This is a genomic window from Actinomadura sp. KC345 (assembly GCF_004348515.1).
In the GTDB taxonomy this organism is placed as follows: Bacteria; Actinomycetota; Actinomycetes; order Streptosporangiales; family Streptosporangiaceae; genus Spirillospora.
Genome location: NZ_SMKH01000192.1, coordinates 1 through 15,071, shown reverse-complemented (window position 1 = coordinate 15,071; position 15,071 = coordinate 1). Strand labels below are relative to the sequence as shown.

The following is a 15,071-nucleotide window of genomic DNA, read 5'->3' as shown; positions in this document are numbered from 1 at the left end:
CCGCCCACCCGCCACCTGGACGCCTTCGAGTACCTCCAGCGGGAGAACGCGCACTTCACCATCCACGCGGGCGAGGGGTTCGGGCTGCCGTCGATCTGGCAGGCGATCCAGTGGTGCGGCGCCGACCGGCTCGGCCACGGGGTGCGGATCATCGACGACATCGAGGCGGACGGGGAGGACGCCAGGCTCGGGCGCCTCGCCGACTACGTCCGGGACAAGCGGATTCCGCTGGAGATGTGCCCGACGTCCAACATCCAGACGGGCGCGGCGAAGTCGATCGCGGAGCATCCGATCGGGCTGCTGCGGCGGCTGAGCTTCCGGGTCACGGTGAACACCGACAACCGGCTGATGAGCGGGACGACGCTGTCGCGGGAGTTCGCGAACCTGGTCGACGCCTTCGGATACGGCTGGGACGACCTCCAGTGGTTCACGGTGAACGCGATGAAGTCGGCGTTCGCGCCGTTCAACGAGCGGCTCGAACTGATCAACGGGGTGATCAAGCCCGGTTTCGCGCAGCTCAAGTGGAGCGGCGCCCGGCCGCTCGCGTGACCGGGCCCTGACCTCTCGGGACGGCATCGTCCCGTTCTTCGCGCGTCCGATAGCCGAGCCGCGCGCGAACAGTCGGCGCCTCTCTGAGCGCCTGCTGTTGTCCGGCGAAACCGCGAGCCTTATCTTGATGACGCGACCCCGATAGCCGGGGGGCACCCGACCTGTTCGAGTCACGCCGCAGGATGGGTCTCGCCGTGGTCGGCCTGGTGGCGTTTTCGGCGGGCTACCTGAAGTGGCGGGACCAGCGTTCTCGGGCCGCGCCGGAGCCGGAGAAGACCTGACCCTGAAGAGCGCGGCCCCGCAAGGGCCGCGCTCCCCACCGGACGGCGAGGGACTGACCATCCCTCGCCGTCTTCTTCGTGCCCCCCGCCCGGCCCCTGGCATGATCGAGCCATGACGATTCGGTCCACCGGCGGGCGTGTCGCGGCGTACGCGTGGCTGACGTTCGCCGTGCTCAACATCGCCGACCTGGTGTTCGGCATCACCGGCGACGCCACCTACTCGCTGATGTCGCTCACCATCGGCGTCCTGCTGCTGCTCGGCTCCGGGATCGCGTACACGGCCGGGCTGCGGCCCGCGATCGTCGGGGACGACGACGCGGTCACGGTCCGCAACCCGCTGCGGGACATCCGGGTCCCGTGGGCAGCGGTGCGCTCGATCAAGGGCACGAACGCGGTGGTCGTCCGCTTCGCCGGCCCGGACGGCGGGGAACTGGAGACGCGGGCCTGGGTGCACCAGACATCGCCGCGCGCCCAGGCCAGAGCGGAGGCGCGGGCGAAGAAGGAGCAGGCCAGGACGCCGGGCATCGACCTCAGGGGACGGACGCCGGCGGCGTACACGGCCCAGCGGCTCAACGAGATCCTCGACCGGCGGCGTCCCAAGACCAGGTCGGGGGCGCCGGACAAGGCCGCCGCCGCCAAGGCGGAGACCGAGAAGTCGAAGGAGTCGGCGCGGGGGACGGTGACGTGGTCCGTCCCGGCCGTGGCGTCGCTGGCCGTCCCCATCGCGGTGCTGGTCGTGCTCGCGGTCGTGGGTGCCGTTACCTGAGGACCGCGTCGAGGTCGGCGCGGAGGGCGTCCAACTCGGCGGCGGCGCGCGCGCGGACCGTCGTGATGTCGTCGTCGACCGGTAGGACGACCTCCAGGTAGCACTTGAGCTTCGGCTCCGTCCCCGATGGGCGGACGACCACCCGTGCCCCTCCGGCCAGGCGGAACCTCAGGCCATCGGTAGGGGGCAGGCCATCGGCGCCGCCGGAGAGGTCGTCGAACCGCTCGACCGGCCGCCCGCCCAGCCTCTCCGGAGGATCGGCGCGCAGGCGAGCCATCGCGGACGTGATCCACGACAGGGGGTTCGAGCGGGGCTCGTCCGTTGAATGGTGGTGGGTGGGGGCTGGAGGACGGTCCGGGACCCGGACCGAGAGCTGGGACGTGGCGTGCAGGCCGTGCTCGCGGGCCTGGTCGTCGAGGAGGTCGAGCAGCGTGCGGCCGTTGCGGCGGGCGCCGGCGGCGAGCGCGGCCACCGCGAGCGCCGCGCCGATGCCGTCCTTGTCGTTGACCAGCACACCGCGGTCGTCGCCGACGCTGTACCCGAGGGCCTCCTCGTACCCGAACACGAGCCGGCCGGCTCCGCCGCCCGCCTTCATGATCCATTTGAATCCGGTGAGGGACTCGGCGAACCGGACCCCGTGCGCCGCCGCGATCGAGCGCAGCAGCGACGACGACACGATCGTGGTGACGACCAGGCGGTCATCGCCGGTGGTGTGGCGCAGGACGTGCTCGGCCAGCAGCCCGCCGAGCTCGTCGCCCGTCAACGTCCGCCAGCCGCCGGCCGCCGGGACGGCGACCGCGCAGCGGTCCGCGTCGGGGTCGTTGGCGATCACCAGGTCGGCGCCGCGGGCGCCGGCGAGGGCGAGGGCCAGGTCGAGCGCGCCGGGTTCCTCCGGGTTCGGAAACGCGACGGTCGGGAAGTCCGGGTCCGGGTCGGCCTGGTCCGGCACGACCGCCGGGGCGGGGAACCCGGCCCGGTCGAACGCTTCCAGCAGCACGTCCCGCCCCACACCGTGCATCGGCGTGTAGACGATCGAGACGTCCTTGCCGGCGCCGCCGCCGAGCCGCATCGATGACACCGCGTCCAGGTAGATCCGGGCGCCGTCGTGGACGGGCCATTCCTCGCCGAGCGGCAGCTCGTCCACGCGGCCGACCGCGTCGATCGCGGCGGAGATCTCGGCGTCCAGCGGCGGGACGATCTGCGCCCCGTCCGCCCAGTACACCTTGTAGCCGTTGTCGCGGGGCGGGTTGTGGCTGGCCGTCACCATGACGCCCGCCACGACGTCGTCGAACGTCCGGGTGAAATGCGCCAGGACGGGGGTCGGGACCGGATCGGCGAACACCTCGGGCCGCAACCCCGCCCCGCTGAGCACGGCCGCCGTGTCGTCCGCGAACCGCCGCGAGCCGTACCGCGCGTCGAACCCGATGATCACGCGGCCGCCCTCGGGAAGGCGGGCGGCGAGCCCCGCCGCCGCGCGCATCACCGTCACCCGGTTCATCCGGTTCGGCCCCGCGCCCAGCTCGCCCCGCAGCCCGGCCGTCCCGAACTCCAGCCGCGCCCCGAACCGGTCGGCGAGGGCCGGGCCGTCGCCCTCGTCCAGGATCGCCCGGAGTTCGGCACGGGTCTCCGGATCGGGGTCCTGCGCCAGCCACTCCTCGGCCCGCGCCCGCAGATCGCTCATTCCCTCGTCTTCTCCACGGCCGCCGCGTCAGAACTTGGAGAGGACGGTGGCGAGGAGGGCGCCCATGCGGCCCGCCGACGCGCGCCCGGCCGCGAGCACCTCCTCGTGGTCCAGAAGCGCGTCGGACAGGCCGGCAGCGATGTTGGTGACCAGGGAGATGCCGAGGACGTCGGCGCCGCCCCGGCGGGCCGCGACCGTCTCCAGGACGGTCGACATCCCGATCATGTCGGCGCCCAGCGTGCGCAGCATGCGGATCTCGGCGGGCGTCTCGTAGGTGGGGCCGCGGAACGCCGCGTAGACGCCCTCGGGGAGCGTCGGGTCGACCTCTCGGGCGAGGGCCCGCAGCCGTCCCGAGTACGCCTCGGTCAGGTCGAGGAACGTCGCTCCCGTCAGCGGGTTCGCGCCCGTCAGGTTCAGGTGGTCGGAGATCAGCACCGGGTCGCCGACCTTCTGGTGCTCGGGCCGCAGCCCGCCCGCCGCGTTCGTCAGGACCATCGTCGTCACACCGGCGGCCAGCGCCGTCCGGACGGGGTGGACGACCGCGTCGACGCCGCGTCCCTCGTACAGGTGGGTCCGGCCGAGGAAGACCAGGGCGCGGTGCCCGCCGATCTCCACGACCCGCACGCGTCCCGCGTGGCCCTCGACGGCGGGGGGCGCGAAGCCCGGCAGGTCCGTCACCGGCAGGTCGGCGGCGGGCTCGCCGAGCGCGTCGGCCGCCGGGACCCAGCCCGACCCCATCACGAGGGCGACGTCGAAGGAGTCGAGGGACGTGCGGGCGCGCAGCTCGTCCGCGGCGCTCTCCGCAAGTGCAAAGGCGTCGTTGCTCACATAGCCGACACTACAGGCGAGATCACCGCGCCTCGGTGGGGAGGCTCAGTCGCCGAGCGACTTGCAGGGGCGGGTGCGGAGTTCCTTGACGTAGTCGTCGGGCGCGCCGGCCTTCTCCGCCGCGTCCGCGACGATGCCGAGGTAGCGCGCGGATGGGAGGCCGCCCTCGTAGTCGTCCAGGACGTACAGCCAGCAGAGCGCGTCGCCGTCGAGGGTCTGCACCCGGACCCTGGTCTTGCGGTAGACGCCGAGCGCGGCGCCCTCCCAGGCGTCCAGCTCCTTCTCGTCCCAGGCCGGCACGTCGTACATCACGACGAAGACCTGCTCGAAACCGTCCTCGACGACCGTCGCGAGGGCGCCGTCCCAGTGCTTGTCCTGCCCGCCGAAGGTCAGCCGCCAGCCGGCCAGCCAGCCGGTGCCGCGCATGGGGGAGTGCGGAGCCCGGCTCGCCATCTGCTCGGGGTCCATGTTGGAGGCGTACGCCGCGTACAGTGCCACGTTGGCCAAGGCTAACTCACGCGCGCCCGGTCACCGGAGCGAAGCGCGGATTGCGGCCCGCGTGTATCCCGGGACCCGGGCCGGGACATTTCACCGCGCGGAGTAGGAAAGAATGGAAGATGTGACCCGCATCGTGATCATCGGAGGAGGCCCGGGCGGTTACGAGGCCGCGCTCGTCGCGGCGCAGCTCGGCGCCGACGTGACCGTCGTCGAACGGGACGGTCCGGGCGGCGCCTGCGTGCTCACCGACTGCGTGCCCTCCAAGACGCTCATCGCCACCTCGACCCGCAGGGCGGTCATGTCGGAGTCGGCGGGCCTCGGCCTGCGCTTCAACGGAGGCCCCGACGGGATCGTCGGCGCCCTGGAGGCCGACATGGCCACCGTCAACCAGCGCGTGAAGGACCTCGCGCGGGCCCAGTCGTACGACGTCGCCGAGCGCCTCGCCTACGAAGAGGTCAAGATCGTCCGTGGTGAGGCCCGGCTGGTGGAGCCGCACGTCGTCGCCGTCGGCGACCGGCGCATCCCGGCCGACACCGTGCTCATCGCGACCGGCGCGACCCCGCGCGTGCTGCCTGGCGCCGAGCCCGACGGCGAGCGCATCCTGGACTGGCGCCAGCTGTACGACCTGCCCGACCTGCCCGAAGACCTGATCGTCGTCGGCTCCGGCGTCACGGGCGCCGAGCTGGCCGGCGCCTACATGGCGCTGGGGTCGAAGGTCACGCTGGTGTCGTCGCGCGACCGGATCCTGCCGACCGAGGACGCCGACGCCGCGGCCGTCCTCCAGGAGGTGTTCCTGCGGCGCGGGATGAACGTCATGTCGCGGTCCAGGGCCGCGGGAGTGGAGCGGTCCGGGAACGGCGTGATCGTGACGCTGGAGGACGGGACGAAGGTCGAGGGCACGCACTGCCTGATGACCGTCGGGATGGTCCCCAACACCACGGGCATCGGCCTGGAGGACGTCGGCGTCCGCTGCGACGCGCGCGGCTTCGTGGAGGTCGACAAGGTGTCGCGGACGTCCGTCCCCAACATCTACGCCTCCGGTGACTGCACCGGCATCCTGATGCTCGCGTCCGTCGCCGGCATGCAGGGCCGCATCGCGATGTGGCACGCGCTGGGGGAGGCGGTGCAGCCGCTGAAGCTCGGCTGGGTCGCGTCCAACATCTTCACCGACCCGGAGGTCGCGTCGGTCGGCGTCACGCAGCACATGGTCGACTCCGGGGACGTCAACGCCCGGACGGTCATGCTGCCGCTGTTCACGAACGCCCGCGCCAAGATGCAGGGCTTCGAGGACGGTTTCGTGAAGCTGTTCTGCCGGCCGTCCACGGGGATCATCCTGGGCGGCGTCATCGTGGCGCCGCGGGCGAGCGAGCTGATCCTGGGCCTGTCCATGGCCGTCCAGCAGCACCTCACCGTCAACCAGGTCGCCCAGACGTTCGCGGTCTACCCGTCCCTGTCGGGCAGCATCACCGAGGCGTCCAGACGCCTGATGGCCGAGCACGCCTACTGAGAGGCGTACCCGGCCATCTGACGGACGGTCACTCGACCAGGCGGTCCGCTAGAAGTAGCGGAGTGCCACGTACACCCACGCCATGATCGTGCTCACGACCGTGATGCCGATCCCGTAGCGGGTGAACTGCCAGAAGCTGATCGGGTGACCGGTCCTGGCGGCGATGCCGATCGCGACGACGTTGGCGCTCGCGGCGACGGCCGTCCCGTTCCCGCCGAAGTCGGCGCCCAGCGCGAACGACCACCACAGCGCGTCCGCGGTGTGCGGGTCGGCCCCGGCGGCCATCCCCTCCACGATCGGCGCCATCGTCGCCGTGTAGGGGATGTTGTCGAAGAACGCGCCCAGCACGGCGGATCCGAACACCAGGGCGGTGGCGGCGGCGAAGTAGTCGTCGCCGATCGTGTCCGCCGCCCAGGTGCCGATGTTCTCGATCACCCCGGTGTGCCCGAGGCCCGACACCATCACGAACAGGCCCATGAAGAACACCAGGACGCCCCACTCGACCTCTTTGAGGACGTCGTCGACCTCGACCTTCGTGACGAGCAGCATGACGCCCGCGCCCACGAGGGCCACGATCGAGGGCTCGATGTGGAACACCGAGTGCAGCGAGAACCCGACGATGATCAGGCCGAGCACGGCCAGGCACCGCACCAGCAGTTTGTGGTCGGTGATCGCCTTGCGCTCGTCCAGGGCCATCACCTCTTCCACGTACCGCTCGTCGTACGTGAACGACTTGCGGAAGATCCACCGCGACATCACCACGAACGTGATGAAGATGACCACCACGATCGGTGCCATGTGGATCAGGAAGTCGTTGAACGTGAACCCCGCGCGGCTGCCGATGATGATGTTCGGCGGGTCCCCGATCAGGGTGGCGGCGCCGCCGATGTTGGACGCCAGCACCTCGGCGATCAGGTAGGGCTGGGCCGGGATCCGCAGCCGGTTGCAGACCACCACCGTTACCGGCGCCACCAGCATGATCGTGGTGACGTTGTCCAGGAACGGCGAGGCCACGGCGGTGATGGCCATGAGCATCACCAGCAGCCGGTACGGCCTGCCCTTCGAGCGCTTGGCGGCCCAGATCGCCAGGTACTCGAACAGTCCGGTGCCCTTGATGACGCCGACGACGATCATCATGCCGAGCAGCAGGAAGATGACGTTCCAGTCGATCCCCTCGTGCTCGGAGAAGAAGACCTCGCCGCCCGAGGTCAGCCCGAGCACCGTCATCAGGCCGGCGGCGACCAGGACGACCTTGACCTTGTCGACCTTCTCCGTCGCGATGAAGAAGAACGCCACCGTGAAGATGACGAGCGCCACGATGGCACTCATGACGCGACCCTCTCCAGCGAGCCTTCAACCGCTGCATCAAGTGGGGAGCCGTCAGACGATCCGCCGGACACGGCGTTGCACGGTGGTGCTTCACGTGGTGTGCCGTAGGGTCGCGGGCCCGTCCGGCCCGCGCTTTTTGGGCGCGTGCCTCCCGCGGGCGCGTCCCTCAGTCGCCCGAAACCGAGTCCGGCCTGTTCAGCGCCAATGCCGACAGGAGCCGGTCCAGGGCGACGGCCCCGGCCAGGAGCCCGGAGTCGTCGACCACCGCGATCAGCGGGCTGCGGTGCCGCGCCATGAGCGTGGCGATCTCCAGCAGGGTCGAGGACGGTTTCACGGTGAGCGGGCGGGTCGTGTGCGCTCCAAGGCAGTCCCCGACAGTCAGGTCGTTGATCTCGTGCCAGAACACGTCCGCGTGGGCCTCGTCCACGACCCGGGTCAGTGCCTGGTCCTCCTGGTAGGCGGCGGGCACCGCCAGCTTCAGCACCTGCGTCCCGGGAAGGACGACCCGGGGGCGCTGCTCCTCGTCCACGACGATCAGACCGGGCAGGCGGCCGAGCGCCATGACCTGGATCGCGTGCGCGATCGAGTCGCCCATGGTCACGGTCGGCACCTGTACGGCGATGTCCCGCGCTTGCATGTTTTCCTTTCGGCTTCCAGTGAGCCTGGTTCTTCTGGCTGATAGGTTCCTCCTCCTAACGCCGGGGACGGTCCCGTCGCAGGACGTTCTCCGTGGCGCCGTGGGCAGGGAACCGTGTCCGCCACCCGATCGCTGTGCCATGCGTCCGCCCCTTTCTGCGTACGGCGTCCAGTCTTTGCGGCGGAGGCCCGAGCCGACATCGGGGACAGCACCCATATGGGCCGGGAGGAACCATGTATCTGTCGTCTGCCCAGTTCGGCCGGGCGGTGGCGCGCCTACCATGGAGGCGAGACCGGAGGTGATCGGTGCACGCTCGGGACGCTCGCACCCGGATACTGCTGGCCGATGACCATGCGCTGGTGCGCCGCGGTCTGCGGCTGATCCTGGACGCCGAATCGGATCTGACGGTGGTCGCCGAGGCGGCCGACGGGGCGGAGGCGATCGACGCGTGCGCGGATACCGAGGTGGACCTCGCGATCCTCGACATCGCGATGCCGCGCATGACGGGGCTGCAGGCCGCGCGGGAGATGTCCCGGCGCTTCCCGGCCGTGCGGATCCTGATCCTCTCCATGTACGACAACGAGCAGTACCTGTTCGAGGCGCTGAAGGCCGGCGCGTCCGGGTACGTCCTGAAGTCCGTCGCGGACCGCGACCTCCTCCAGGCCTGCCGCGCCGCGATGAGGGGCGAGCCCTTCCTGTACCCGGGCGCCGTCAACGCGCTGATCCGCGAGTACCTCGGGCGCGACCAGAACGGCGGCGCCCCGGAGAGCCTCCTCACCCCGCGCGAGGAGGAGATCATCAAGCTGGTCGCGGAGGGCTACTCGTCCAAGCGGATCGCCGAGACGCTGACGATCAGCATCAAGACCGTCGACCGCCACCGCGCGAACATCCTCGCCAAGCTCGGCATGCGCGACCGCCTGGAGCTGACCAAGTACGCCATCCGCGTCGGCCTCGTCGAGCCGTAGACCGCCCCGCCGGACGCCGGGGCTACGCCGGGTACTGGACGCGGCCGGCGCCCGGGGGCGGGACCACCAGTCTGACCTCGGTGCCGCCGCCGTTGGACGGCCCGATGGTGAGCTGCGCGCCGATGAGCATCGCGCGCTCCTGCATCCCGCGGATGCCGGAGCCCGGCTCGGTGGGCGGGCCCGAGCCGTCGTCCGCGACCCGCAGGACCACGCGGCCGTCCTCGTCCTGCTTCAGCGACAGCTCCGCGTTCTGCGCGCCGGAGTGCCGCCACACGTTGGTGAGGCCCTCCTGCGCGATCCTGTAGATCACCAGCTCGGCGTCCGGGCCGAGGCCCTCCAGGCCGCTCTGGACGCGGCGGGTGACGTGCGGCCCGTCCGCGCCGGAGAAGTCCCCGGCGAGGGAGGTGAGCGCGCTGGTCAGGCCGAGATCGTCCAGGACGCCGGGACGGAGCCTGCGGGCCACCCGGCCCACCTCGTCGAGGCTGGACCTGACGACCTCCTGGACCCCGCGCAGCTCCTCCGCGACCTCCTCGGGCGCGCGGTTCACCACCGACTTCAGCTCCAGCAGCACCACGGTGAGGCTCTGCCCGATCTCGTCGTGCAACTCCTGGGCGATGCGGCGCCGCTCGGCCTCCTGGGCGTCCAGGACGACGCCGGTGCTGATGCTGCGGTCGGCCTCCAGCCGGTCGAGCATCGCGTTGAACTGGTCGACGAGCCGGAACAGATCGCGGTTCGGGGTGGTCGCGAGCCGGTCGCCGGAGCGCAGCGAGTCCAGCCGCGCCATCAGCGTCGTGAGGCCGTCCAGCGGCGCCAGGCTGACGCGCAGCAGCAGCGCGTTGGCCGCCACCATCAGCGCGATGCCGATCGACAGGACGATGAACTCGCTCATCAGTATTCGCGAGGACACCGTGACGGGCGTCAGCGCCAGCACGGCGGTACCGAGCACGAAGATCAACCCGTTGGCGGCGAGGATGCGCCAGAACAGCGCCGAGGCGGGCGGCCTGAACAGGCCCGGCCGGCGCCGCCCGGCCTTCGGATCGGTGTCACTCGTGCTCATGGCACCACGTCACCGCAAGAGGACCGGGGTTGTCCATGCATGACATCCCCGATCAGAGGGGGGCGATACCCATGCTCGCCCCTCTGCGTCTGCATGGTGGTCACCCGCGTCAATGAGCACTGGGCCCGATGGTGACGCAGCGTTCCACCACCGATGGTGGAGAGCGAGCATACCGGTGGCGGGGTCAGGGAGGTCGCGGTGGGACAGGATTCGGGCTTCCTCACCGCGCCGTTGGCGTCCCTGGTCGTCCTCGGGCTGCTGGTGGCCGTGGTCGTCCTCTCCGGGGTCCGGCGGGTCGAGACGTCCGAACGCCTCGTCGTGCGGCGGTTCGGGAGGACGATCGGCGTCCGCGGGCCGGGGCTGCGCTTCCTGCTGCCGTTCGCGGACACCGGCGTGCGCGTCCCCAAAGGCGTGCACCCGTACGACATCTGGCTCAAGGCCACCACCCGGGACGGCGTCTCCGTCCGTGTGAAGGCGCTCGCGATGATGGGAGCCGACGACCCCGTCATGTACGCCTCCGCCACGGATTCGCCGTCCTCCGCCGCGCAGGCGATCGCCGAGGTCGCGCTGCGCGACGTGATAGCGGACCGGGACCTGGCGGACCTGCCGTCCCTGATGGCGAACAGGGACGACGCCGATCTGGTCCGGCGCGTCAACGAGGCGATCCGGCCCTGGGGAGTGGCCGCCGACCTCGTTTCCATCACCGACGCGATGGTCCCGGTCCGCGCCGGCCTGCCGCTCTGCCGCTGCGGCGCCCCCGCCACCGGTCCGCGGCGCGCCGCCCCCCGCTGACGTGGGGCGGCGCGCCGCATCCGGGCGTCGGGGGCGCACCGCGCGACCTCAGAAGCCGCCGAAGTCGCCGAATCCTCCGCCGCCGAAGTCGCCGCTGCCGAAGTCCCAGCCGCCGCCGATGTCGCCGCCGTCGCCGCCGAAGCCGCTCATGGCGTCCCCTCCGCCGTAGCCGCCGAAGCCGCCGAACATCATCGAGCCGAGCATGGTGCCGACCATCATGCCGCTGAGCATGTCCAACCCGCCGTACCCGCGGTAGTAGCCGCCCGCGTAGGGGCCGTACGCGGGACCCGCGTCCCAGTAGGGCCGCCTGGCGCCGCCGGCCGGGACCATGCGGATGTCCGGGTCGGTCCCGTGCAGGACGGCGTTCGCGTCGGCCTCGCAGGCCGGCACGGAGCGCGCGACACCGCCCGGGGGCGCCCAGGTGACGTCCTTCACCGAGGGCCCGTGCTGCGGGTTGAAGAAGCAGGGCGCACGCCGTTCGGGCACGGGCTCCCCGGCCAGGCGGGCGCGCGTCGCGGTCATGTAGTACCGGCCGTCCTCAAGGGAGGTCGTGACCGCCTCCATCTCGTGCGGCCTGGAGGCGCGCTCGGTCGCCTTCTTGGCACTGTCGTAGGAGTTCATGGCCCGCTCGTAGTCCTCGCGGGTGGCGGGATCGAGATCCTTGTCCATGACGTTGAGGTCCAGGTGGGCGATGTCTTCGCCGAGGAGCGTCACGTCCTCCTCCACGCCGCTCTTGAGGTCGGCCATCTCCTGCTCCGCGCGGACGCGCTGGCGCTTCCGGCTGACGAGCATCGCGCCGGACGCCACCGCGATCACCAGGACGAGGACGCCGAGCGTCACGAACCCGCCGATCGCGCTCGTCCGGGCCTTGTCGTCGACCTTGCTCTCGGCGAGGTCGCTGAACTGGACCAGGCGGTCCTTCAGCGGTGCGCCGTTGGTGCGCGTGATGAGCTGGTTCATCTCCTGGTTGTTCAGCTTCTGGGAGATGCCGGCCATGCGGCTGCCGTCGGCGGTGACCGCGACGTAGGTCTCGCCTTCGCCGACGCGGTTCGCGACGGCCTGGAGCATCGGCCCGATCCGGGCCTGCGTCGCGTCGTCGCTCACGACGACGGCGCGGATGTCGGCGTCGCTCGCGCCGCCCAGGGCCGTCCTGACCTCGTTCTGGGCGGCCGGGGACAGCGCGTTCCCGGCCTCGCTCGTCACGTAGAGCCGCGAGTCGAGGAGACCGTTGGCGATCTGCCCGGCGTTGTCGGCGGACGCGGCCACCGGCGCGGCGGCGGTCTGCGCCGTGGTGGCCTGCGCTGTGGCGGTCTGTGCGGTGGTCGTCTGTGCGGTGGTCGTCTGTGCGGTGGTTGTCTGTGCTGCGACTGTCTGCGTTGCGGCGGGCTGCGCCGTGGCGGCCTGTGCGGGGGCGCTGAAGGCGAACGCCGGCAGCGCGGCGGCGACGATGATCGCCGAGACGGCGCCCCGGCGTGCCGCCCGGCCGGCCCGGATCTCGGTGTTCATTCTCCCAGTCTGCCCACGTTGATGCCCGATTCGCGTCCTCCGAGCGAGGGATTTGCGGAGGGGGCCGTGTGGGGGCCGCTACCCAGGCGTGCCACCGGAGCGCCGTCCCGCCCCGGACCGGGCGGGACGGCGCCCGCTCAGCTGTCCTTGATCTCGCAGATCACGGCACCGGAAGAGACGGTCTGGCCGATCTCGGCGGCCAGTCCGGTGATCGTCCCGGCCTTGTGGGCGGTGAGCGGCTGCTCCATCTTCATCGCCTCCAGGACCACGATGGCGTCGCCGGCCTCCACGGTCGCGCCGTCCTCGACGACGATCTTGACGATCGTGCCCTGCATCGGGCTGACCAGGGAGTCACCGGACGCCTGGGCGCCGCCGCCCTTCTTTCCGGCGCGCCGCTTGGCGGGCTGGGACCCGCCGGCGGCGCCCGGCCCGCCGAGCGGCGCGCCGAGACCCGCGGGCAGGACGACCTCGATGCGCCGGCCGTCGACCTCGACGGTCACGCGCTCCCGCTCGCCCTCGTCCTCGTCCCCGGCGGGGGGCGTCTCGTAGGGCGGGATCCGGTTGTCGAACTCGGTCTCGATCCACCGGGTGTGGACGGAGAACGGCGTCGCGTCGTCCTCGGGGACGAACGCCGGGTCGTCCAGCACCGCCTGGTGGAACGGCAGGACGGTCGGCATCCCGCCGATGGCGAACTCCGCCAGCGCGCGGCGCGACCGCTCGACGGCCTGCCGGCGCGTCGCGCCCGTCACGATCAGCTTGGCGATCAGCGAGTCGAACGCCTGCGGGACCGTCTGCCCCGCGCCGTAGCCGGTGTCCAGCCGGACTCCCGGGCCGGTCGGCGGCTCCCACTCCGTCAGCGTGCCGACGGCGGGCAGGAACCCGCGCCCGGCGTCCTCGGCGTTCAGCCGGAACTCGATCGAGTGCCCGCGCAGCTCCGGGTCGCCGTAGCCGAGCTCCTCGCCGTCGGCGACGCGGAACATCTCGCGGACGAGGTCGACGCCCGCGACCTCCTCGGTCACGGGGTGCTCCACCTGGAGCCGCGTGTTCACCTCAAGGAACGAGATCGTCCCGTCCTGGCCGACGAGGAACTCGCACGTCCCCGCGCCGACGTACCCGGCCTCCTTCAGGATGGCCTTGGACGAGCGGTACAGCAGCTCGACCTGCTCGTCCGACAGGTACGGCGCCGGGGCCTCCTCCACGAGCTTCTGGTGCCGCCGCTGGAGCGAGCAGTCGCGGGTGGACACCACGACCACGTTGCCGTGCTTGTCGGCGAGGCACTGGGTCTCCACGTGCCGCGGCTTGTCCAGGTACCGCTCCACGAAGCACTCGCCGCGCCCGAACGCGCCCACGGCCTCCCGGACGGCGGACTCGTACAGCTCGGGGACCTCGTCCAGCGTCCGCGCGACCTTCAGGCCGCGCCCGCCGCCGCCGTACGCGGCCTTGATCGCGATCGGCAGGCCGTGCTCCTCGGCGAACGCGACGACCTCGTCCGCGCCCGAGACCGGGTCCTTGGTGCCGGCGACCAGCGGCGCGCCGACCTTCTGCGCGATGTGCCGGGCCTGCACCTTGTCGCCCAGCGCGGTGATCGCTTCGGGCGGCGGACCGATCCAGGTCAACCCCGCGTTCCCCACCGCCTCGGCGAAGTCGGCGTTCTCCGCCAGGAACCCGTATCCGGGGTGGACGGCGTCCGCGCCGGCCTCCGCGGCGATCTTCAGCAGCTTGTCGATGTTCAGGTAGCTCTCGCCCGCGGTCTGCCCGCCGAGGGCGAACGCCTCGTCGGCGACCCGAACGTGCAGCGCCTCCAGATCGGGTTCGGCGTACACCGCCACACTGGCCAGGCCCGCGTCATGGCAGGCACGGGCTATACGAACCGCGATCTCTCCGCGGTTGGCGATCAGGACCTTGCGCACGTGGGTCTCCTCCCTCAACCTCGCACGCGCAGTCTAGATAATGGCCGTTCCTGGTTTTCGTAAGCCCCTCCTTATGCGCCGATCGCCCCTGCACCAGGGCGTTCGCTCCCCCCGCCCGCCATGGGCGGCGGGCGCCGCCTGCCGGTCGCCGCTTTCGGGCACCCGCACGGGTTCGCGGGTGTACTCTTCGGCACGGATCTGCTCGGCTCCGATCAGCGGGAGAGGCCGATGGTGCGCCCGTGGCCCCAAATCGGCCTTACGGCCGTCCTCGCCGCATGCCTGCTGTTCCCCTCGTCCGCCGTCCGGTGGGAGAGCCCTCCCGTGGACGACGACGTCACCCGGCAGCTCACGATCGCGGCGAACTCGCTGCTCCAGGACCGCTCGCAGGCCCTCGTCCAGAAGCAGCACCGCGACGGCACGGATTCGCCCCGCGAGGTGTACGGCGTCCGGATCTCCCCGCGCCTCGCGCGCTCCCAGGAGCGGGCCGTCCGCGAGCTGGAGACCCGCAACCGCGCCCCCATCGAGGGCGGCCCCGCCTATACGGGCGCCCGCACGAGCCTCGACGGGGGCCACGCCGTCCGGAAGGGGGACCGGATCACGCTGGAGGCGGTCGAGAACACCGTCGTCCGCTACGGCAACGGCAAGGTCACCCAGTCGGTCCGGCGCCGGTTCGAGTTCCGCACGCGCGGCGAGCAGATCACCCTCGTCGCCGAGCGCGTCCTCGATCCCGGCGCGCGCCCGGTGAACGACCCGGTCTCTCCCTCC

14 protein-coding genes are annotated in these 15,071 nt (G+C 71.6%); 6 read left to right on the top strand and 8 right to left on the bottom strand.

All coding sequences use genetic code 11. From position 1 onward, the window contains the following. Together E1281_RS26645 and E1281_RS26640 are read left to right on the top strand one after the other, a co-directional pair. On the top strand, nucleotides 1–549 hold a 549-nt coding region (locus tag E1281_RS26645; RefSeq protein WP_131882423.1), incomplete at its 5' end, for an adenosine deaminase family protein. 393 nt (nucleotides 550–942) lie between these two features. Next, nucleotides 943–1,596 carry a PH domain-containing protein gene (locus E1281_RS26640; protein WP_131882422.1) on the top strand — a complete coding sequence of 218 codons (654 nt, stop codon included), beginning with the start codon at nucleotides 943–945 and terminating at the stop codon, nucleotides 1,594–1,596. Here the strand turns inward: E1281_RS26640 and E1281_RS26635 are convergent. Genes E1281_RS26635 through E1281_RS26625 form a run of 3 tightly spaced genes read right to left on the bottom strand, consistent with a single transcriptional unit; the run spans nucleotide 1,589 to nucleotide 4,603 of the window. Continuing rightward, nucleotides 1,589–3,277, bottom strand: coding sequence for a phospho-sugar mutase (locus tag E1281_RS26635; RefSeq protein ID WP_131882421.1), 1,689 nt, complete (start codon nucleotides 3,275–3,277; stop codon nucleotides 1,589–1,591). The genes E1281_RS26640 and E1281_RS26635 overlap by 8 nt on opposite strands. A 27-nt stretch (nucleotides 3,278–3,304) precedes the next feature. Next, a complete protein-coding gene (locus tag E1281_RS26630) occupies nucleotides 3,305–4,105 on the bottom strand; it encodes a purine-nucleoside phosphorylase (RefSeq protein ID WP_131882420.1) in 801 nt (266 codons plus the stop codon). Nucleotides 4,106–4,150: 45 nt separating this feature from the next. Further along, nucleotides 4,151–4,603, bottom strand: a complete 453-nt coding sequence (locus E1281_RS26625) for a gamma-glutamylcyclotransferase (protein WP_131882419.1) — start codon at nucleotides 4,601–4,603, stop codon at nucleotides 4,151–4,153. Between the two features lie 121 nt (nucleotides 4,604–4,724). Between E1281_RS26625 and E1281_RS26620 the strand changes: the two genes are divergently transcribed. Continuing rightward, nucleotides 4,725–6,110 carry an NAD(P)H-quinone dehydrogenase gene (locus tag E1281_RS26620; protein WP_131882425.1) on the top strand — a complete coding sequence of 462 codons (1,386 nt, stop codon included), beginning with the start codon at nucleotides 4,725–4,727 and terminating at the stop codon, nucleotides 6,108–6,110. A gap of 48 nt (nucleotides 6,111–6,158) precedes the next feature. Here E1281_RS26620 and E1281_RS26615 read toward each other — a convergent pair whose 3' ends face one another. After that, a complete protein-coding gene (locus E1281_RS26615) occupies nucleotides 6,159–7,439 on the bottom strand; it encodes an ArsB/NhaD family transporter (protein WP_131882417.1) in 1,281 nt (426 codons plus the stop codon). A gap of 166 nt (nucleotides 7,440–7,605) precedes the next feature. After that, a complete protein-coding gene (locus tag E1281_RS26610; protein WP_131882416.1) occupies nucleotides 7,606–8,076 on the bottom strand; it encodes a CBS domain-containing protein in 471 nt (156 codons plus the stop codon). Nucleotides 8,077–8,381: 305 nt separating this feature from the next. Between E1281_RS26610 and E1281_RS26605 the strand changes: the two genes are divergently transcribed. Further along, nucleotides 8,382–9,041, top strand: a complete 660-nt coding sequence (locus E1281_RS26605) for a response regulator transcription factor (RefSeq protein ID WP_131882414.1) — start codon at nucleotides 8,382–8,384, stop codon at nucleotides 9,039–9,041. Nucleotides 9,042–9,063: 22 nt separating this feature from the next. On the opposite strand, the gene E1281_RS26600 is transcribed toward E1281_RS26605, so the two are convergent. Next, the gene (locus E1281_RS26600; RefSeq protein WP_131882413.1) at nucleotides 9,064–10,098 is read right to left on the bottom strand and encodes a sensor histidine kinase; all 1,035 of its coding nucleotides are present in this window, start codon (nucleotides 10,096–10,098) and stop codon (nucleotides 9,064–9,066) included. Between the two features lie 198 nt (nucleotides 10,099–10,296). Here E1281_RS26600 and E1281_RS26595 point away from each other — a divergent pair, with 198 nt between their 5' ends. Further along, a complete protein-coding gene (locus E1281_RS26595) occupies nucleotides 10,297–10,890 on the top strand; it encodes an SPFH domain-containing protein (protein ID WP_165959116.1) in 594 nt (197 codons plus the stop codon). A 48-nt stretch (nucleotides 10,891–10,938) separates the two neighbouring features. Here the strand turns inward: E1281_RS26595 and E1281_RS26590 are convergent, their stop codons facing one another. After that, a complete protein-coding gene (locus E1281_RS26590) occupies nucleotides 10,939–12,396 on the bottom strand; it encodes a hypothetical protein (RefSeq protein ID WP_131882411.1) in 1,458 nt (485 codons plus the stop codon). 137 nt (nucleotides 12,397–12,533) lie between these two features. Then, nucleotides 12,534–14,306, bottom strand: a complete 1,773-nt coding sequence (locus E1281_RS26585) for a biotin carboxylase N-terminal domain-containing protein (protein ID WP_131882410.1) — start codon at nucleotides 14,304–14,306, stop codon at nucleotides 12,534–12,536. 228 nt (nucleotides 14,307–14,534) lie between these two features. Here E1281_RS26585 and E1281_RS26580 point away from each other — a divergent pair. Beyond that, nucleotides 14,535–15,071, top strand: a 537-nt coding sequence (locus E1281_RS26580; RefSeq protein ID WP_131882408.1) for a hypothetical protein, incomplete at its 3' end; no start/stop codon positions are given.

What these genes read in the sequence shown, in the direction of transcription:
- E1281_RS26640 (WP_131882422.1), top strand. Translation starts at nt 943, where the DNA reads ATGACGATTCGGTCCACCGGCGGGCGTGTCGCGGCGTACGCGTGGCTG.
- E1281_RS26635 (WP_131882421.1), bottom strand. Translation starts at nt 3,277, where the DNA reads ATGAGCGATCTGCGGGCGCGGGCCGAGGAGTGGCTGGCGCAGGACCCC.
- E1281_RS26615 (WP_131882417.1), bottom strand. Translation starts at nt 7,439, where the DNA reads ATGAGTGCCATCGTGGCGCTCGTCATCTTCACGGTGGCGTTCTTCTTC.
- E1281_RS26610 (WP_131882416.1), bottom strand. Translation starts at nt 8,076, where the DNA reads ATGCAAGCGCGGGACATCGCCGTACAGGTGCCGACCGTGACCATGGGC.
- E1281_RS26600 (WP_131882413.1), bottom strand. Translation starts at nt 10,098, where the DNA reads ATGAGCACGAGTGACACCGATCCGAAGGCCGGGCGGCGCCGGCCGGGC.
- E1281_RS26590 (WP_131882411.1), bottom strand. Translation starts at nt 12,396, where the DNA reads ATGAACACCGAGATCCGGGCCGGCCGGGCGGCACGCCGGGGCGCCGTC.